An 18714-nucleotide genomic window follows, 5' to 3' on the forward strand; every position below is an offset into this window, starting at 1 on the left:
AAACTTATTCTCTCATTATTTAGGTATTTCAACATAAAAAATGATGCGCAATCAGGTTTACATAAGATTGAACTTTTTCAAACACTCTCTAAGGAGAAACATGCTAAAGAGCTTGCAAAATTAATAGGACAGCTTATTAACCAGATGTTCAACATTAATGGTGTGTCTATAATATGGAACTCAAATAGTATTTATCATTCATTATATGAGACAGGTATTTTTCAGGATATGGATAAATTTGAGCTATTTAACCAATTGAATCAACTTGAACAGAATCTGTTACTAAAGGAAGGTACTACTCCTATTCATATTCAGTTTGAAAAATACCACTTAATTTGTTTTCCAATACTTATTTACCAAGGCATGCAGGGAGCTATTATTATTGGTGAAAAAAATGATTATACATTATTTAAACCTAAAGAAATTAATGAACTTGAAGAGGTTGTAATAAACTCGGCAAATTTACTATTAAGTGTTAATACCCTCAATAGTAATAAAAAAGAAATTCGAAAAGCAAAGGTAAAGGCTCAAAACTGGAAACAATTTAACTACCAAATTATACAGTCTCTAGAGGACGAAAGGAAAAGGCTTTCGATTTTCTTACATGATGAAATTCTTCAAATTCTTATTTTGCAATTAAACGAAATAAGAATGCTTCAGACTAAGAGAAACTTTTCTATAGATATATTAAATTCAATGGATGAGCAACTTGAAGATATTATCTATAGTATTAGAAAAATGTGTCATAATCTTCACCCTATTATCGTAGAAGATTTAGGCTTAGAAGCGAGTTTACACACACTAAAACGCGAGTTCGAATTAAATTATCGCATTCTCATTCATATACAATTTAATTGCAAATTAAAAATTCTCTCGAAGAATCTCGAAATACAGATCTATCGCATAATAAAAGAGCTACTGAATAATGCTATTAAGCATTCCAAGGGGAATAATGTTCAAATACATATCATAGAAGAAAAAGGCTGCTATGTTTGTACTGTAGAAGATGATGGCATAGGCTTTTGTGTTCCAAACAGTTTTTCTGAATTTAGTACAAGCAACCACCTTGGCCTAATGACTATCCAGCGTCAAGTTTCCGAGTTAAACGGAAATTTGAGAATATCTTCTGAAAAAGAACATGGGACATTAGTCACATTTACCATTCCAGTAAATTGGGAGGAAAAAAATGAGTATACATACACTACTAGTGGATGACCATTTGCTAGTTATGCTAGGCATCCAAAGACTACTAGAATCTGAGGAAGATATTAAGGTAATTAATACCGTCAATGATCCTTCCATATTAATTAAAACCGTGGCAGAAACCCGTCCTGATGTAATTGTTACGGACATCAGGATGAAGCAATATAACGGCATTGAACTTACAAAAGATTTATTGGCAAAATTTCCGGATGTAAAGGTTGTAATTCTATCAGGATATGATCATGAAGAATATTATAATGCGGCCTTTGAAGCTGGAGCAAGTGCATACATCACGAAAGAAAGATCAGCATTTGACCTAGCTAACGCCATTCGTCAAAGTCACATGGGATATATACTATTTTCTAAAAATCAAATTATGGGAAATAATATTGAAGCACTAACTTCTGCTGAACAAAGAATACTTCACTTAATCTCAAAAGATAAAACAAATTATGAGATTAGTATGGACCTTTCCATCAGCAAAAGAACTGTAGAATATCACATTTCTTCAATTATTAGAAAATTGGGTGTAGATTCAAGAGTTGGAGCAGTCGTAAAAGGGATTAAAAAAGGATTAATTGAGGGTTTTTAATTACAAAAGGACATTGCAAAACAGTTCCATTACAAAGTCTCTTGAAAGATAAGGTAATGCGGAAGTATAGCTCATTACTACCAGAGCCATAAAATGAAGAAATAGGTCCCAGTGATGAAGGCCTATTTCTTCATTTTAAACAACTGTTATCCTAATCATTTATTGATATTTTTTAAAACCCCAAAAATAAAATCCTTTCTTACATTAACTGTTACGCATACATCGGAAACTTAAAAGCTTCTCACAACCTCCATATAAATATGCCTCCTTTGTTTTGATAACTAAACTGTATGTAAACACCGTTCCTATTTCTATATACTTTATCAAGTTATGATTACACTGATGTTATTTAGGAGGTTTTATATTATTCACCTGTCCACCTTATATTTTGACTTCATAGCGTACATTTTTTCCTAATACTAGAGTATAACAATGCCGATAACAGTTCCTCTTAATAATAGCTTTACTAAACTGTACTTTCGTTAGAAGAGAGAGACCCTTAGACAAAAATTATCTAAGGGAAAAATAGCGTAACATTTTTATAAATCTTCTTTATTTTTCGTATCACTCAGCGATTTATGTACCCTTATGCGATATAAATTACCAATTATTTCCCTATATCATATTCACATATATGTAAAATATCACTTATATCAATTTCCTTAATATAAGACGATTCGTAAACAAGTTGGGGTATAATCATCTTTTAATCATCATAACGGTTTCTGCTTAAACTTTTGATAGTTCCGTACCTTTAACAGAAGTATACTGCCACAATCTGTACAAATATAAGCATCTACTGGTGAAGATGTGAACATCGTCTCCTTTTTCCGTATTTGTGCATATCCGACAAACTCACCTTCTCCTATGTTATGAGAACCACAATTAGAGCATGTCTGCACGACTTTTTGTTTCATGAGAGCACCACCTTTAATCTGTTTCCACTCCCTTCGACAGTTCAATTCCATTTCCCTTCCAAAAAACTTCTTATTCTCCTACATTACAACAGGAATCTCAAAACAAAAATCGTATATATACTATGAAATATATTTATTAACGGAGGAATTTTATGACTACTGTTATGACACTCGATATAGCAACAGAAATTGAAAATGCAGAAATTGATATGCTCTCTTCTAGATTAGAGGGACTACAAGCAATGAGTGGAAATCCAATGCAAGTGCAAATGAAAAATTTCGGTAGTGCCACTGCCTTTTCATCAAAAATAATTGCCGGTCCTGCTTTTAATACGGTAAAAGGTATTACAAATGCAGATGCGATTGATGCAATCATTTCTTATTATAAATCACTACAAATTCCTTGCCGTTTTGAAATTACACCAGCGCAAGGCACAACTGAACTATTTCAATACTTATCTCAAAAAGGTTTTTACCAATCTAGCTTCCATACTGCTTTGTATAGTATACCGAGAAAGGGTTCATCACTTCTTCCTTCTAATATTACATTACGAAAACTGAAAGAAAATGAATTTGATATTTTTGCAGACATATATGTACGTGGATTTAATATGCCATCCTTTACAAAAGATGGTGTTCACCAAAATAACGAAATTCTTTACAATGAACCAGGATGGCATTTTTTCATAGCAGAAATTCAAAATAGCCCTGCTGGTATTGGTGTCCTGTATATAAATAAAGGTGTCGCATCATTAGCTGCTTCTGCTACTTTGCCAGAATTTCAGCGTAAAGGCTGTCATACTGCATTAATTCAAAAGCGAATTAAGACAGCTATTGAATCCAATTGTACTTTAATAGTTGGACAAGCAAGGTTCGGTAGCGGCAGTCAAAATAACATGGAGCGTGCCCACATGAAAATTGCTTATACAAAATCAATATGGACCGCAAAAGACATATAATTTACTTTATTTCTCCTTCCGTTACATTTTTAAACATTTTATGACAAATCCTTTTCTATCCTATTAATCATTTGAATATTCAAACTAGATTTGTTACGATATTACTAGATACATCATTCAACTTGCAATATGAAAAGAGAATTCTAATCAAACTACAAGGAGGAGAAATGTATGACTAAACATGATCATGGTTTAAAAGAAAAAGTAGAAGGTGCCATTGATAAGGTAAAAGGTGAAGTAAAAGAAGTTGTTGGGAAAGTAACTGACAATAAGAAATTACAAGCTGAAGGAAAATGGGATAAGGTGAAAGGCACTGCTAAAGATACAGTTGGTAATGTAAAAGAAAAAGTACATGAATATAAAGAACATAAGAAAGAAAAATAAAAAAAGAGCCCATCGGCTCTTTTTTTATTTTCCTTCATTCTTCTCTAGCACGTATAAATCTTCTTCGATATTCGTTAATTTCTCACTTACAAGCTTTCTTGCATCTCCAATTGCTTGATTATATGCAAACGGTCCAACTAATTTAATCATTTCTTCTATTAAACGCTCTGCTTGGAAACGTCCAATTTCATCTAAATCTTCTTCCATAAAAAATTGCTGAATTTGTGCTACAAGTTCTTCTTTTTTATCATTTGGTATTTTTATATTCATCATCGTTGTTACTCCTCTATATTTAAGATAGTATCTTCCTTAACTCTACCATAGAAAAACGATTACCAGGACAGCTTTTTGTAACTCCTTCTAACTCTCTATGACCGAGTATATTTTCTTTCTTTATAGCAAATTGCTTCATAAACAGTTTGCATAAAGAATATAATGCATTCACTTGTGCAGGAGTTGGATCGTATTTATCGAAATTTCCCGTCATACATATTCCAATTGTATGGCGGTTATGGTCTTTCGCGTGCGCTCCAATATGTAAACCTCGTCCTTCCACTACAGTTCCATCCTTTTCGATAAAATAGTTGTAACCAATTCCGCTCCACCCCCTTACAGTTTGATGAAATTCATGCGTTTTATACACGTCCCATCCATCTTCAGCTGTATGGTGAATAATCAGTTTGTTTACTTTTTCTAAAGGAACTAATTCATCTTGAAATGTTAGATTGACACGTTTAATTTCCATTTGAACTGCCTCCTCTTAAAAATCAATCATAATAATCGTTTTATCATCTGGCCTTATTCTCTTTTCCGCTTCTAGCTCTTCAATAATTGCTATATATTCGTTTATACTATTCTTTCTTATATATGCAACAGTTTGTTCTAATGACCAATCTGGGTGAAATAACCCGTCTGAACAAATAAAAATCCCACTCACTTCATCTGTATGTAATTCACCATGTTGTAAATAATGTATCGCTTCTTTCATTCCATTTGCAACTGAATAACCATCTGGCATATTTGCAAGATAACGATTGTATTTTAACTGTTCTCGAACATCTTGAAAAACATATTCTTCTGGTACAGATAACCCTTTTTTACGATCTTCTTCCCTCTTCTTTTTTGCTCTTTTACTAATTCCTTCAACTGTGTCTTTCGTTAATACTTGCATCGTTCCATTTTGAAAAGTTGCGACAATCATACAGTCCCCAAGCTGCGCATATTCAATTTTCTCACCAACTATTTGGACTGCCGCGATACATGTGCACCACAAATGCTCTTTTTTTCTCGTGTCTACTTCATATTCTAACATTTTGCTTTGCAATGCTTCATTTGCTTTGGCAACTGCAAATTGTAAACTATGATTCTCTCGTAATGCAGTAAAATAACTTGCAAATAAATGCGAAGCGATGTATGCTCCATTATGTCCCTTTTCATCACGAAACGGGACAAGTGGTGTTGCACCGTCACATACACCATAAATCTTTTTTTCTTTATTACAAAAATAAGAATCCTCACATTCTTGCTTCAACGGGCTTTTCTGTTGATATGTTTTTATCTTCACAACTGTATCCCCTTTCAAATGATAAAATACTCAAATTCTTTTGATTAATCTAATTTACCTAAATAAACTGTTTTTACCCAAAACTTTCAATATCATATATAATCTTGAAATAATATGAATTTTTCAGTGAAGGACGGGAAAGAAATGGTCAGATTCCTTGGTGTTATTATCGGTTCTATTATTATTGCGGTTGCCTTTAATCTTTTCCTTATCCCCCACAAAATTTTAAGTAGTGGAATTGGCGGAATTGCTATTATTTTAGGGATTGTAACCCCTGTAAACACAGGCATTATTAACTTTGTATTAAACTTACCTATCCTTATTTTAGGGTACATAGGTCTTGGAAAAAAAGTAATTTTTAACACAGTTGTCTCTGTAGTTGTATTATCTGTTGCATTATACTACGTTCCAGTAAAAGTCGTAGCAACAGATCCATTGTTATCTTCTATCTTCGGAGGTGTCATCGCCGGAGCTGGTATTGGTCTTGTTTTTAACTGTAATGGATCCACTGGTGGATTTGATATTATCGGTATGCTTTTATCCCGCAAGCGAGACATTAAACTTGGCGGATTCCTTATTATTTTAAATGCAGTCGTTGTAATAATCGCAGGATTTTTCTTCACCTGGGATGTTGCACTTACAAGCTTACTTTCAATTTATGTAACTGGTAAAGTAATTGATGCTGTTCATACAAAACATCGTAAAGTTACACTTATGATTGTAACAAATGAAGCAGAAAAAATGAAAAAACAACTTCTTTCAACTGTTGTACGTGGAATAACGTTACTTGATGGCGAAGGTGCTTATTCAAGCGAGAAAAAGCGTGTACTTATGACGGTCGTTTCTCGTGAAGAATTAGCAAGTATGAAACTAACAATTTCTGAAATCGATCCGAATGCATTCGTTAATATTACAGAAACTGTAGAAGTGTTAGGACTTTTCAGAAGAAGTTAAAGACTAGGTGGGAATCCACCTAGTCTTTATTTTGCATAAATTCAATTCGGTTTCCAAATGGATCTGACACGTAAAATCGAATTACATCTGGTCGTGCATAATCATCAATCACTTTAACACCTTGCTCTATAAGTGTTTGCTTAAATTCATTAATTTCATTCACATAAAAAGCTGGATGAGCCTTTTTAGCTGGTGTAAAGTTCCGCTCGACACCAATATGGATTTCTTGATTTCCACATTTAAACCAACATCCACCTCGTTTTTTCAACTCTTCTGGCTTTGGAATTTCTTCCATACCAATCGTATTCCCATAAAAATCACGCGCCTCTTCTTCACACCCTACAGGTGCAGCTACTTGCACGTGATCAATCCCTTGAATATAATTTTTCATTTTCTCTCCCCCTCCTCTACCCTAATGTTATACGGAAAACGGCCGTCTGTAACTTACAAAAGGTTTATAAAACAATATAAGCTCCCCTTATTACCATCCTGCATTCACCTTGCAAAAAATAAAAAAAAACAAAATTTATTCTATAACTTCCATTTTTTATAGAAATACACATTACATCTATATTATAGTTATAAATAGACAAATCTTTTTAGATGCTATTTGTACGGAGGAACTATTATGAGTCGTAAAAAATATTCACCAACTCAAAAAAAACGTCATCCGAACATTTCTAGACGTTTGCGAAACCATATACAAGATCGTTCATTAACAGAAATGTACGCATCTCTGTTCGAACACAATCCTGATAGTATTATTTCATTAAATTTAGAAGGAGTTATTCTACATATAAATCCTTCTGCCGAAAGAATATTAGGTTACACTTCTTTAGAATTAGAACAGAAAAATATTACCTCTATTTTAGAAGCCCATATTTCTGAGCAAGTATTACAAAATATAAAGAATACTGAAGCGGATAATCAACAAGAGTATATCTTATCTATTTATCATAAAAATGGATTCTTATTAGATGTTGTGACAAAACTAGTTCCTATTTTTGTTCAAAATCGTCTTACTGGCGTATATGCTATTATGAAGCCGCTTGAAAAATCAGAAAGAATTGAGAATATGCTAAAAGAAAGTGAGAAGAGATTACGTACATTAGTAAACTCCATGCCTGCGTTTGTTATTTTTAAAGATCATGAAGGGCGCTGGCTTGAGGCAAATGATTACGCACTTTCTTGCTTCAATTTCCATCATGTACCTTACCACGGGAAAAAAGATAGCGAACTCATTCAATATAATGAAGCATACCGAGAAGCTTTTTTACATTGTGAAGAAATCGATGAACTAGCATGGCAACAAAGACAAATTCTTCATGGCGAGGAATTTATTATACATAGAGATGATTTCGATCTAATCTTAAGTATATCAAAAGTTCCGCTTTATCATCCTGATGGTTCTCGCAAAGGTCTTATCGTGATGGGGAGAGATGTTACTGAGCTAAAAGAAACTGAAAAGTTACTACGAAAATCAGAGAAGCTCGCAGTAGTCGGACAACTGACAGCTGGAATTGCCCATGAAATTCGAAATCCACTCACTTCTCTAAAAGGTTTTCTAACGTTGCTCCTCCCTGAAATAAGTGAGGAGCAGAAATGGTATATCGATGTTATGTTAAGTGAGATTTCACAAATGGAATCCATCACGAGTCAATTTATGGCGATGTCTAAGCCACAAGTATTATCTATCCAAACTTGTAACATACAAACTTTAATTGAAGAGGTAGTTACATTTATTTTACCGACTGCAATTATGCATAGCGTTCATATCATCATGGATCATTTTGATTACGTATATGATATTCAATGTGACGGTAATCAATTAAAACAAGTGTTTATAAACATATTAAAAAATGCGATAGAAGCAATGCCAAATGGCGGAAATATTTTCATCCAAACAAAACCATTAGAGGATAATTTCATCTTAATACGAATTATCGATGAAGGTTGCGGCATTCCTGAAGATCGTATCTCCCGTCTAGGCGAACCTTTTTATAGTTTAAAAGAAAAAGGCACAGGACTAGGATTAATGATGTGTTACAAAATAATTGAAGAACATCATGGTAGATTACACATTTCAAGCGAATTAAATAAAGGTACGATTGTTGATATTGAGCTACCACTTTCTTCATCTCATCTTGCAATCCAGTCTTAAATAAAAAAGAAGCATCTGCTAACGATTAGCAGATGCTTCTTTTTTTAAAATGCTTTGTCATACCACTCTTTTGCTTTTTCTACTTCACCCATCGTTAATTGATGCCCTCGATTTTCCCAATGCATTGTTACATTCGCATTTGCATTTTCTAATAGTACCTTCAATTCCTCTGACTCTGCTGATGAACAAATTGGGTCATTTGTCCCAGCAGCAATAAACACAGATTTCCCTGCTAAATTTGCTAATTGCATTCCTCTTCTTGGTACCATTGGGTGATGAAGCACAGCACCTTTTAATGCATTTTCGTAATGGAATAATAAGCTTGCTGCGATATTTGCCCCATTCGAATAACCGATAGCTACAATGTTATTTCTATCGAATTTATATTCTTTAGCCGCTTCATCTAAAAATTCATTTAATTCCTTCGTACGGAAAATTAAATCCTCTTCATCAAAAATGCCCTCTGCTAATCGGCGGAAGAAACGCGGCATCCCATTCTCTAACACATTTCCCCTAACGCTTAATACCGACGCTTCCGGATCAATTATTTCTGCAAGTGGTAGTAAATCTAATTCATTACCACCTGTGCCATGAAGTAATAACAACACTGGTTTTGACGTATCTTTTCCTTTTTGAAAAACATGTTTCATCATAATCCTATTCCCCCTTCAATCACTTTAATCTAAATTTCTCACTTCAAATGGTAAAAGCGTTTGTTCAATCTGTTTTCTATGTTGTTCATATTGTTCCGGTAACTTTAATTCCTCACCCATCGTCTCTAACGATTCATCATGAGCGAAACCAGGAGGATCTGTTGCAATTTCAAATAAGATTTCACCATGTTCTCTAAAATAAATCGCGTTAAAATAATTTCGATCTTGTACAGGAGTTACGTGATATCCAAAACGCGACACATGCTCTTTCCAGTCTAGCTGATCAGCATCGTCAATCGCTCTCCAAGCTATATGATGAACTGTACCAACGCCCATTTGGCCACGACCGATTGTTGATAATTTCAAATCAATAATATTTCCAATATCAGCAGAAGAACGGAATCGAACAAATTCACCCTCTTCTCCAATTTTCTCAAGACCCATAATATGTTCTAACAATTCAGCTGTTTTTTGAGGCTGTGCAGATAAAAGAACAGCACCTCCAAACCCTTTAATTGCTACTTCTGGTGTAACTTCTCCAAAACTCCAATTATTTAATTCGCCTGCTTCTCTTTCAACTAATTCTATATGCAAACCATGCGGATCATCAAATTCTAAATACTCCTCTCCAAAACGAGTCATTTTCGTATACGAAACATCGAATTTTTCTAATCTATTTTCCCAAAACTCCATTGCACCTTTTGGTACAACGTAAGACGTAATTCCTACTTGACCATCCCCAATAATACCTTGACGAGCACCTGCCCATGGGAAAAACGTAATAATTGTTCCAGGTTTTCCTCCTTCATTTCCAAAATAAAGATGGTACGTACCTGGATCATCAAAATTCACTGTTTGTTTCACTAAACGTAACCCTAATACACCAGCATAAAAGTCTACATTTTCTTGTGGATGCCCTACAATCGCTGTAATGTGATGGATTCCCATTGTTTTCTTTTCCATTTCTTCCACTCCTTTTTTATTTCATTATAAAAATTCTTTTACATTTAAATTCATTATTCATTTTGTCCATGCTACAAAGTAAAATCCGTCATTATAATTTTATCTCGAATTCGAGATATCGATTATAAAAATACACATTAACTTCCAGCTTGTCAATTCATCTCAAATTCGAGATAGTTTTTAAAAAATATTTACTCCATTTAAAATCTTTATTCAAAGTACAAATTAACTTGAACTCAAATTTATTATAAGTTACTTACTTTTAGTTGTCAATAAGTTCCTTATTTTCATTTTAAATAAAAAGAGAGTAAACGCCAGTTTCGTTTACTCTCTTCGCTAATCATTTCGTTTCTTCTTCCAATATTGCTTCCATCTCATTAAATTCACGATGAACTGCTTTAACGGGTTCTTTCGTTAATAAACTTACAACGATAACAGTTAATAAACTACAGAAAAATCCAGGTACCATTTCATACATAATTGCTTTTAAACTTGGAATTTGTACCCATGCTATAACAACTACTGCACCAACAATCATACCTGCAAGAACGCCCCATTTATTCGTCCTTTTCCAATATAAACTTAATAAAATGGCTGGTCCGAACGCTGAACCAAATCCAGCCCAAGCATAACCTACCAGTGTTAAAATTGTATCACTTGGATGATACGCTAAAACAACTGCGATCATAGCTACTACTAATACTGACAATCTACCGATAAATACAAGTTCTTTGTCACTTGCATTACGACGGAAAAATGTTTTATAGAAGTCTTCCGTTACTGCACTTGAAATAACAAGTAATTGTGAGGAAATACTACTCATAATCGAAGCCAAAATAGCTGATAATAAAAATCCTGTAATGTACGGATGGAATAAAATATTGGAGAATGTTACAAAGACCATTTCTGGGTCTTGTAATGTCGCATTATTTTTAGCATAATAAGCGATACCAATTAGACCAGTAAGCATTGCACCTATAATTGAAATCGTCATCCAACCGATACCGATTCTACGAGAAGTCTTTAAATCTTTAATAGAGGTGATTGCCATAAAACGGACAATAATATGCGGTTGACCAAAATACCCAAGTCCCCATGCTAAAAATGAAATAATGCCAAGTATTGTGGTCCCTTTAAACATATCTAAATGCGATGCATCGACTTGTTTAATCGTATTAAATGTTTCTGTTACACCACCGACATCCGTAAAAGCAACAATTGGCACTAGTACAAGCGCAATAAACATAATACAACCTTGTACAAAGTCCGTCCAGCTTACGGCTAGAAAGCCACCGAATAGTGTATACGCAACAACGACACCCACTGTTACAAATAAACCAATTTTATAATCTAGGTTGAAAGAATTTTCAAACAAACGTCCACCTGAAACTAAACCAGCCGACGCATAGAATGTGAAAAATACTAAAATGACGATAGCGGAGACAAAACGAAGTATTTTCGTACGATCTTTAAACCGATTCTCTAAAAAGTCTGGAATCGTAATTGAATCATTTGCCACTTCTGTATACGTTCGTAAACGTGGGGCAATGATTAAATAGTTTGCATAAGCACCTATTAATAAACCTATCGCAATCCATACACTTGATAATCCTGTTGCATACATCGCACCAGGTAATCCCATTAGCATCCAACCACTCATGTCAGAAGCACCAGCTGATAAAGCTGTAACTGCTGGACCGAGTCCCCTTCCACCTAACATATAATCTGATAAATCGGATGTCTTCTTATAAGACCAATATCCGATATACAACATACCTGCCATATAAATAGCAAGCGAAACCATAATTTCAATCTTCACCAAATCTCTCCCTTATTCCATAAGCCATTCAAAATTTCGAAAAATGACTTTTTCTATTTTCTTGTTTTCGCTTATGGTTCCCTACCTTAACAAACATTTTTTGTTCTTTCAAGTGAACGAGCACTTTTCATTACATGTGAAAACCTTTATAAACGCCTTTATCCCAGTGGATTACAATGATTTTTCAAGAAATTAAAGTAATAATATTCAGAAAATAAAAAAGCCATACAAATGTATGACTTTTAACTCTATTTAAGCATAGCTCATCTTCTATTTACTAGTAGGAAACAATTCTGAAAGAGAAACTACCCGCCCCACCTCATCTTTAAACACAATATGCTCTCTCATTAAATGGCGCGGACTCTTTACTCCCGCTGCTGCTGCGAGTGAGAACACACTATATCTCATACTTATTATATAATTCATGACTCGCCACTTCTTCTCATACGGATCTAACGCTTTTTGATAATGCGGATTCGTCGTGGCTACACCAGATGGACATTGGCCAGAATTACATTGAAGGGCCATAATACAGCCGCTTGCCATCATAAATCCGCGGGCTGAACTTACAGCATCCGCTCCAATCGCTAAAGCAATCGCCACTTTATCTGGTGTGATTAATTTACCCGATGCAAATACTTTAAACTTGTTACGGACACCATAATAATTTGCTGTATCGATAAATGTAAGTAATGCTGGAATAAGCGGCAGTCCCATACAATCTGCCATCGATTTATACGTTGCCCCTGATCCACCTTCTGAACCGTCTATTGTAATAAAATCTGGGTAAATATTTAGTTCTTTCATTGTTTTTATTAAATCTTCCAAAGGCTCCTGCTGACCAATTACAATTTTCATTCCAACTGGTTTACCGCCGCTTTCTTGCAACTGTTGAATAAAACAAAGTGTATCCACTGCATTCTTTAAAAATGAAAATCGATTCGGTGAATTAATCGTCTCTCCCTTTCGGACGTTGCGAACAAAAGCAATTTTCTCATTTACTTTTTGTCCCTCTAGATGACCACCACGTATTTTAGCACCTTGCCCAAATTTCAATTCGAATGCTCTAATATTACTTTCTTTCGCTTTCTCCATGAATTTTCCCATTGAAAAATTACCGTCCTCATCACGGTACCCAAATAACCCTGGACCAATTTGCGCAACGATATTCGCTCCTGTATGTAAATGTTCTGGAATAACGCCACCTTCACCAGTATTAATCCACGATCCGCCTGCCATTTTCGCTCCAAAACCACTCGCTAAAATATAATTTTCTCCAATCGCGCCGTAAGAAGTCGCAGATGCTCCAAACATGCCATGTAGTTTCCACGGATATTTACGGTTTTCACCGACTATAATTGCATCATCTTCTTCGTACAGCCAAAGATTCGTTGTATCCGCTGTCAATTTTTCTCTTCTTGAAAATAATCCTTCTTTATGAATCATGTACTTTTTACCTTCCCGCTCTTGCGAAAGATTCACACTTAATTCCTCAGTTAATATCGGAAATAATGTATTAGCAATATAATAGCCAGAAGCTTCAAAATCTCGTTTTGATCCAAAACCAAGTATTTCAGAGCGATATTTCGCTAAAAACATAACACTTTGAAAATCATAACGTGAGAAAGGCTTTCCATCCGTATCATGATCAAACCAATATTGTCGAAATTCAGGCCCTATCTTTTCCAGTAAGTAGCGCATTCTTCCTAAGTACGGATGTAACTTTAAAATAGAATGATGTGTTCGTTTTTTTATAAAAAATGTAATGATAAAAAAGATGATTAAAAGCAACATTAAAAATAGTAATATACTAATAATAACGAGTAGCGTTTCACTCATCCCGCTTCCCCCTATGAAATCCCATAATAAAAGGAGAACACTCGGTGTGCTCTCCTTTTATCTTTATTCATACTAACGTAGCAAGATGCTCTTTCGCGTCATATTCAACTAAACTTTCAGCATGTTTAATTCGATGAACAAAGTCTGGATTAGCAATTAACGGTCTGCCGAATGCCACTACATCAATTGTTCCTTCTTGCAACGCTTCTTCGGCCTCTTTCGGATTTAAATTACCAACCCCAACAATCGTACCATCCCAATATTTTCTTACTAGTTGATGAAAATTCTTTCCGTCAGCAATCTCTTGCGTATAATTCATCGTTGAAGGATGGATCATCGTTAATCCAACTTCTTTGAACATATTTACGAACGTTTCAATTGCAAGCTCTGGATTTTCCCACATATAAGTAGGGTTATCACCTTTAAAAGCAGAGAAACGAAGAAGTGTTTTATCGGCTCCAACTGCTTCTATTACAGCCTCCGTTACTTCTTTCATAAATGTTAACCTTTGTTTTAAATCACCACCGTATTTATCTGTTCGCTTATTCGCAAACTCATAAGTAAATTGATCAATTAAATATCCGTGTGCACCGTGAATTTCTACTCCATCAAACCCAGCTTCGATTGCATTTTTCGCAGCTTGTGCGTATTGACCAATAACTTCTTCTATTTCTTCTAACGTCAATGCTTCTGGTGTATCAAACGGTTTACGAAAACGCGGAACATTCCCTTCTGCAGCAATAGCAGACGGTGCTTGTGGCAATTGACCACCAATTATTTCATGATGACTCATACGCCCAACATGCCATATTTGAGCAATAATCGTCCCGCCTTCTTTATGTACTGCCTCTGTAACAGGTTTCCAAGAATCGATTTGTTCTTGCGTATAAATACCTGGTACTCCTGGGTTCCCTTTTGCTCTCGGACTAATGACAATTCCTTCTGTAATAATTAGTCCAATTCCATCCGCAGCACGTTTTCTGTAGTATTCCACTACATCAGCGCCAACTACTCCAGTCTCATTATCTGCAAAGCATCTTGTCATCGGTGCCATTGCTATACGATTACGAAGAGACAAAGCTCCAATTTGAATTGGATCAAACAACTTTGTTTCTTCAACGTTTTCAAAAGATCCACCAGCGTTTACATTTGTTCCTTCATAAATACTCGCTGCTTTATTACTTGAACTTGTCATTTTTCTTCCCCCTAAAAAATCTTACTATAATCGCATCATACTTACTTTTAGATAGTAACGTCAATTTTTACGACTTTACAATAAAAAATTCGAATATCAAAAAAATAAAATACTATAAATAATATTAAAAAGGTTTCCTTAGAAGGAAACCTTTTTTGTTGACCATATATGGCTGTCAATTCGTTTATCTCTTTAATATAAAAAATACCTTATCAATAGAAGTGAATATGGTTCAGTATTCTTCTAAAAATACTAACTTATATACCTAAAACAATGAAAGCCCTACCTCTCTTTCATCCTTACGGCTCCTCGTCCGTGCCAGTGTGAATCAGGATTGCAAAAATCAAGTAACTATTTTATCGAAGTATTGAATTAAACTTCGAACATTCGTAAAAGAAATTTAAAATAAAAATGGATTTGATTGTAGTAATAACAAAAGAGGTTAATGCTTTAAAAGTGGTTTGAAAGAGTTGAATGTCTTTGAAATGATTGATTGCCTATAATTATGTTCCCAAAAAATTCAAGATCTTTTTTGGGATGCAATACATTATTTGTAATGAACCTTAACAAAAGCTTTTTATTTGATTTTCTGTGATACCTTCAATTAATCCAAGTTCACTAATCAAAAATTCATGTGCGTTATCTAACATTTTCTTTTCGCTTGCATTAAGTGCTTTTTCTTTCTGTATACGCATTAAATCACGCACAACTTCAGCACCTTCTTGCATTTTACCCGTTTTTATTTTATCAGTGTTCACTTTATACCTTTGTTTCCACGTAAGTAATCTATCTGATTCCCCATGCAAAAAAATATCTATTATGTGTAGTAATGCCTTGATATCTGTAACTGGTCGTATATTTGAGTTCAATATTTTGCCTTCAGGAATCATTATTTCCATATTGTTAGCCGACATTTTTATAACATAATATTGTTGTTTTTTTCCTGCGATTTCTTTCTCTTCTATGGCTTTAATTATACCTGCTCCTTGCATTGGATAAACAATGTTATCGCCAATTTGAAACAAATAATCCACCTCCATATATGGTAACCTTCTTAAGCTTAACACACATTCATTTTTTTAGCAAAATTTTTATTTTATCACAAAATTATTTTACACGTCAACACTTCAGAAGCAAGAAATTAAATTTACACAATACACTATAAAAACCGCAATTCCATTAACGGTTCCACACACATTCATTCTCTTTTAACACAAAAACACATCACTACATTTAAGTAGTGATGTGTTTTTGATAAGGCATAAATAAAGATCTACTTTTCTGTCTATATACTAACCTGCTTACGAATCGTCTCCCGCGCTAAAAGAAAACTCATAATCACTTGCGCAGCTACTCTACTCGTCATATCCCTAAAATCAAGAGTTGGATCAATTTCTACTATATCCATCCCTTGAACGAGTGGCTCTTTACCAAGAAATTCAATTGCATCAAGTAAAGTAGTACTATCCATCCCACCAGGGCCAATTGCTGGACAACCTGGCGCAAATGCTTGGTCTAGTACGTCCATATCAAGAGAAATGTAAATAGAAGTCACACCCTGATTTCTTAATACTTCAATACTTTCCGTGATAATATCTTTTATTTCTCGTTTTCGTACGTCTTTCATTGTGTACACTGTCACACCATGTTCTTTTGCATATTCATGGTACGCACGTGCATTTGAAAAATTACGAATGCCGATTTGAACGAGTTGTTTTCCTGTTATGACATCATTTTCTAGCAAACTACGGAACGGTGTACCATTTGATGGACCACCATCATCTAAATTACGTAAATCATGATGAGCATCAAATTGAATAATACCGATTTTCCCTTTACTATTTGCAAATCCTGTTATACTTGGAAAACTAATTGAGTGGTCACCACCAAGTACGATTGGTATCATGTTCGGATTTACTTTCGTTACATGACCAACTGTTTTCGCAATTCGGTTATGACTTTCTTTTATATCCGTCACATGCATCGTAATATCACCGCAATCATACAGAACACTTTCTTTCATATCGTGTTCTTCTGTAATTGCGTATGTACTATATGCATCTAACATCGCACGAATTGTTTTTGGCGCAAAACATGCACCTGAATGACTAATAGATGGTTTAGAAAGGGGTGCTCCAATTAAGGCAGCACCGAATATTTCTACACCTTCCTCCCAATCTTTAATCATTTCACTCCATTTCGTCACTTCACGATCAATAAACTTTGCATTTTTCTTTAAATAGTGGCCGTGCTCCACGATTGTTCACCTCTTGTATATGCAATATTCCCATTCTTCCATACTGTATTTACATGACTTACACCATAATGGTACGGTACGTAAGCATAATTGTAAGCATCCCATAACACTAAATCTGCCTTACGACCAACTCTAATTTTCCCAGCTACATCACCACGGTTAATGGCATAAGATGAGTTAACTGTTACGGCATTCCAAACTTCTTCTGGTGTCATTTTCAGTTTTAGCATTGCAATGCTCATAATAAGCTGAATGTTTTCAGTTGGACAGCTACCTGGGTTAAAGTCTGTAGCTAATGCAACTGCAACACCTTCATCAATCATTTTACGACCGCGAGCGAAGCTTTCTTTATTTAAATAGAAAGTTGTTCCTGGTAATAGAGTTGCTACTGTATTCGAGTTTGCAAGCATTTCAATTCCTTTATCAGAAGCGCCAACTAAATGATCTGCTGATGCTGCACCGATTTCAGCAGCAGCTTCCGCACCACCAAGAGGGTCGATTTCATCTGCATGAATTTTCACATCAAAGCCAAGCTCTTTCGCTTTTAGTAAAAACTCTTTTGACTCTTCGACAGAGAACACACCTGTTTCACAGAAAATATCGACGAACTCAGCCAATTGCTTCTCTTTCATTTCTGGCAATAAATCTAACATCCATTGTAAAAACTCTTTTGATCTTCCTTTATACTCTTTTGGAACTGCATGAGCACCTAAAAATGTTGAAACTAAATCGACTGGATGCTCTTTTTGTAATTGTGCAGTTGCCTCTAATTGTTTCCATTCCGTCTCATCATCTAATCCGTAACCACTCTTCGCTTCTACAGTTGTCACACCGAAAGATAGCATGCGGTCTAAATGGAATTTCGCTTTTTGAACAAGTTCTTCTTTCGATGCTTGTTTCGTTGCATTTACAGTCGAAAGAATACCGCCGCCTTGTTCTAAAATTTCTAAGTACGGAACTCCTTGTAATTTCAGCGCGATTTCATTTTCACGAGATCCACCAAATACAAGATGAGTATGCGGATCAACTAGGCCAGGAGAAACCATTTTCCCTCCGCAATCAATAACTTCTTTCGCTTGTAATCCTTTTACTTCTTCCGCTGTTCCAACGAAAGTGATTACGCCATTTTCAATTCCGACTACACCGTTTTCGATAACAGGAAGCGTGTTCATTGCTTCCCGTCTTAACAAGCCATCTTCTTGATCCATTGTTAGTAATTGACCGATATTTATTAGTAAAGTGTCCAGCATGTTT

The 18714-nt window shown here is 34.9% G+C and carries 19 protein-coding genes; 6 read left to right on the forward strand and 13 right to left on the reverse strand.

The annotated features are described in order from the left end of the window. Together ACO6VI_RS21590 and ACO6VI_RS21595 are read left to right on the forward strand one after the other, a co-directional pair. Nucleotides 1–1215, forward strand: a 1215-nt coding sequence (locus ACO6VI_RS21590; protein ID WP_422424038.1) for a sensor histidine kinase, incomplete at its 5' end; no start/stop codon positions are given. After that, nucleotides 1187–1795, forward strand: coding sequence for a response regulator transcription factor (locus ACO6VI_RS21595; RefSeq protein WP_023522756.1), 609 nt, complete (start codon nucleotides 1187–1189; stop codon nucleotides 1793–1795). The genes ACO6VI_RS21590 and ACO6VI_RS21595, both read left to right, overlap by 29 nt. A 713-nt stretch (nucleotides 1796–2508) precedes the next feature. Here ACO6VI_RS21595 and ACO6VI_RS21600 read toward each other — a convergent pair. After that, the gene (locus ACO6VI_RS21600) at nucleotides 2509–2712 is read right to left on the reverse strand and encodes a hypothetical protein (RefSeq protein WP_063549354.1); all 204 of its coding nucleotides are present in this window, start codon (nucleotides 2710–2712) and stop codon (nucleotides 2509–2511) included. A 152-nt stretch (nucleotides 2713–2864) separates the two neighbouring features. Here ACO6VI_RS21600 and ACO6VI_RS21605 point away from each other — a divergent pair, with 152 nt between their 5' ends. Both ACO6VI_RS21605 and ACO6VI_RS21610 read left to right on the forward strand, forming a co-directional pair. Continuing rightward, entirely contained in the window at nucleotides 2865–3671 is an 807-nt protein-coding gene (locus tag ACO6VI_RS21605; protein WP_063548361.1) for a GNAT family N-acetyltransferase, read from the forward strand. 171 nt (nucleotides 3672–3842) lie between these two features. Then, entirely contained in the window at nucleotides 3843–4055 is a 213-nt protein-coding gene (locus tag ACO6VI_RS21610; RefSeq protein WP_000160410.1) for a CsbD family protein, read from the forward strand. 24 nt (nucleotides 4056–4079) lie between these two features. Here ACO6VI_RS21610 and ACO6VI_RS21615 read toward each other — a convergent pair whose 3' ends face one another. The 3 genes from ACO6VI_RS21615 to ACO6VI_RS21625 are packed head-to-tail and all read right to left on the reverse strand — an operon-like array spanning nucleotide 4080 to nucleotide 5637. Further along, nucleotides 4080–4328, reverse strand: coding sequence for a DUF2164 domain-containing protein (locus tag ACO6VI_RS21615; protein ID WP_000981064.1), 249 nt, complete (start codon nucleotides 4326–4328; stop codon nucleotides 4080–4082). Nucleotides 4329–4347: 19 nt separating this feature from the next. Next, nucleotides 4348–4800, reverse strand: a complete 453-nt coding sequence (locus tag ACO6VI_RS21620; RefSeq protein WP_000403999.1) for a peptidoglycan recognition protein family protein — start codon at nucleotides 4798–4800, stop codon at nucleotides 4348–4350. 15 nt (nucleotides 4801–4815) lie between these two features. After that, complete coding sequence (locus ACO6VI_RS21625) at nucleotides 4816–5637, reverse strand: protein phosphatase 2C domain-containing protein (RefSeq protein ID WP_140157221.1); 822 nt, start codon at nucleotides 5635–5637, stop codon at nucleotides 4816–4818. 126 nt (nucleotides 5638–5763) lie between these two features. Here ACO6VI_RS21625 and ACO6VI_RS21630 point away from each other — a divergent pair, with 126 nt between their 5' ends. After that, on the forward strand, nucleotides 5764–6573 hold the full coding sequence (locus tag ACO6VI_RS21630) for a YitT family protein (protein WP_000251344.1): 810 nt from the start codon (nucleotides 5764–5766) through the stop codon (nucleotides 6571–6573). 19 nt (nucleotides 6574–6592) lie between these two features. On the opposite strand, the gene ACO6VI_RS21635 is transcribed toward ACO6VI_RS21630, so the two are convergent. Then, nucleotides 6593–6964, reverse strand: a complete 372-nt coding sequence (locus ACO6VI_RS21635; RefSeq protein ID WP_000800772.1) for a VOC family protein — start codon at nucleotides 6962–6964, stop codon at nucleotides 6593–6595. Nucleotides 6965–7201: 237 nt separating this feature from the next. Here ACO6VI_RS21635 and ACO6VI_RS21640 point away from each other — a divergent pair, with 237 nt between their 5' ends. Next, nucleotides 7202–8734, forward strand: coding sequence for a BA3702 family sensor histidine kinase (locus ACO6VI_RS21640; RefSeq protein ID WP_000087652.1), 1533 nt, complete (start codon nucleotides 7202–7204; stop codon nucleotides 8732–8734). Nucleotides 8735–8778: 44 nt separating this feature from the next. Here ACO6VI_RS21640 and ACO6VI_RS21645 read toward each other — a convergent pair whose 3' ends face one another. The 8 genes from ACO6VI_RS21645 to hutI all read right to left on the reverse strand — a co-directional run bounded on the left by ACO6VI_RS21645 (nucleotide 8779) and on the right by hutI (nucleotide 18710). Beyond that, nucleotides 8779–9387, reverse strand: coding sequence for an alpha/beta hydrolase (locus tag ACO6VI_RS21645; RefSeq protein WP_000975455.1), 609 nt, complete (start codon nucleotides 9385–9387; stop codon nucleotides 8779–8781). Nucleotides 9388–9411: 24 nt separating this feature from the next. Continuing rightward, entirely contained in the window at nucleotides 9412–10350 is a 939-nt protein-coding gene (locus ACO6VI_RS21650) for a ring-cleaving dioxygenase (RefSeq protein WP_000412726.1), read from the reverse strand. Nucleotides 10351–10690: 340 nt separating this feature from the next. Beyond that, nucleotides 10691–12169 (reverse strand): sodium/proline symporter PutP, encoded by a 1479-nt coding sequence (gene putP, locus ACO6VI_RS21655; RefSeq protein WP_065484965.1) that lies wholly within the window; start codon nucleotides 12167–12169, stop codon nucleotides 10691–10693. A 270-nt stretch (nucleotides 12170–12439) separates the two neighbouring features. Continuing rightward, complete coding sequence (locus ACO6VI_RS21660; protein WP_063548367.1) at nucleotides 12440–14008, reverse strand: FMN-binding glutamate synthase family protein; 1569 nt, start codon at nucleotides 14006–14008, stop codon at nucleotides 12440–12442. Nucleotides 14009–14075: 67 nt separating this feature from the next. After that, nucleotides 14076–15203: an alkene reductase gene (locus ACO6VI_RS21665; protein WP_023522763.1), complete on the reverse strand. Its 1128-nt coding sequence runs from the start codon at nucleotides 15201–15203 to the stop codon at nucleotides 14076–14078. A gap of 563 nt (nucleotides 15204–15766) precedes the next feature. Then, nucleotides 15767–16228 carry a CarD family transcriptional regulator gene (locus ACO6VI_RS21670; RefSeq protein WP_175056340.1) on the reverse strand — a complete coding sequence of 154 codons (462 nt, stop codon included), beginning with the start codon at nucleotides 16226–16228 and terminating at the stop codon, nucleotides 15767–15769. Nucleotides 16229–16488: 260 nt separating this feature from the next. Next, nucleotides 16489–17460, reverse strand: coding sequence for a formimidoylglutamase (gene hutG, locus ACO6VI_RS21675; protein WP_023522766.1), 972 nt, complete (start codon nucleotides 17458–17460; stop codon nucleotides 16489–16491). Beyond that, nucleotides 17439–18710, reverse strand: coding sequence for an imidazolonepropionase (gene hutI / locus ACO6VI_RS21680; RefSeq protein WP_063548369.1), 1272 nt, complete (start codon nucleotides 18708–18710; stop codon nucleotides 17439–17441). Before hutI ends, hutG begins: the two co-directional genes overlap by 22 nt. Nucleotides 18711–18714: the final 4 nt, after the last annotated feature.

The organism is Bacillus sp. PSXD-155 (assembly GCF_049310765.1).
GTDB classification, from domain to species: domain Bacteria; phylum Bacillota; class Bacilli; order Bacillales; family Bacillaceae_G; genus Bacillus_A; species Bacillus_A cereus.

Bases quoted from the DNA above. Each gene is read 5' to 3' on its own strand.
- ACO6VI_RS21615 (WP_000981064.1), bottom strand. From the start codon at position 4,328: ATGATGAATATAAAAATACCAAATGATAAAAAAGAAGAACTTGTAGCA.
- ACO6VI_RS21605 (WP_063548361.1), top strand. From the start codon at position 2,865: ATGACTACTGTTATGACACTCGATATAGCAACAGAAATTGAAAATGCA.
- ACO6VI_RS21630 (WP_000251344.1), top strand. From the start codon at position 5,764: ATGGTCAGATTCCTTGGTGTTATTATCGGTTCTATTATTATTGCGGTT.
- ACO6VI_RS21600 (WP_063549354.1), bottom strand. From the start codon at position 2,712: ATGAAACAAAAAGTCGTGCAGACATGCTCTAATTGTGGTTCTCATAAC.
- ACO6VI_RS21640 (WP_000087652.1), top strand. From the start codon at position 7,202: ATGAGTCGTAAAAAATATTCACCAACTCAAAAAAAACGTCATCCGAAC.
- hutI (WP_063548369.1), bottom strand. From the start codon at position 18,710: ATGCTGGACACTTTACTAATAAATATCGGTCAATTACTAACAATGGAT.
- ACO6VI_RS21635 (WP_000800772.1), bottom strand. From the start codon at position 6,964: ATGAAAAATTATATTCAAGGGATTGATCACGTGCAAGTAGCTGCACCT.
- ACO6VI_RS21650 (WP_000412726.1), bottom strand. From the start codon at position 10,350: ATGGAAAAGAAAACAATGGGAATCCATCACATTACAGCGATTGTAGGG.
- ACO6VI_RS21665 (WP_023522763.1), bottom strand. From the start codon at position 15,203: ATGACAAGTTCAAGTAATAAAGCAGCGAGTATTTATGAAGGAACAAAT.
- ACO6VI_RS21660 (WP_063548367.1), bottom strand. From the start codon at position 14,008: ATGAGTGAAACGCTACTCGTTATTATTAGTATATTACTATTTTTAATG.
- ACO6VI_RS21595 (WP_023522756.1), top strand. From the start codon at position 1,187: ATGAGTATACATACACTACTAGTGGATGACCATTTGCTAGTTATGCTA.
- ACO6VI_RS21610 (WP_000160410.1), top strand. From the start codon at position 3,843: ATGACTAAACATGATCATGGTTTAAAAGAAAAAGTAGAAGGTGCCATT.
- ACO6VI_RS21620 (WP_000403999.1), bottom strand. From the start codon at position 4,800: ATGGAAATTAAACGTGTCAATCTAACATTTCAAGATGAATTAGTTCCT.
- ACO6VI_RS21645 (WP_000975455.1), bottom strand. From the start codon at position 9,387: ATGATGAAACATGTTTTTCAAAAAGGAAAAGATACGTCAAAACCAGTG.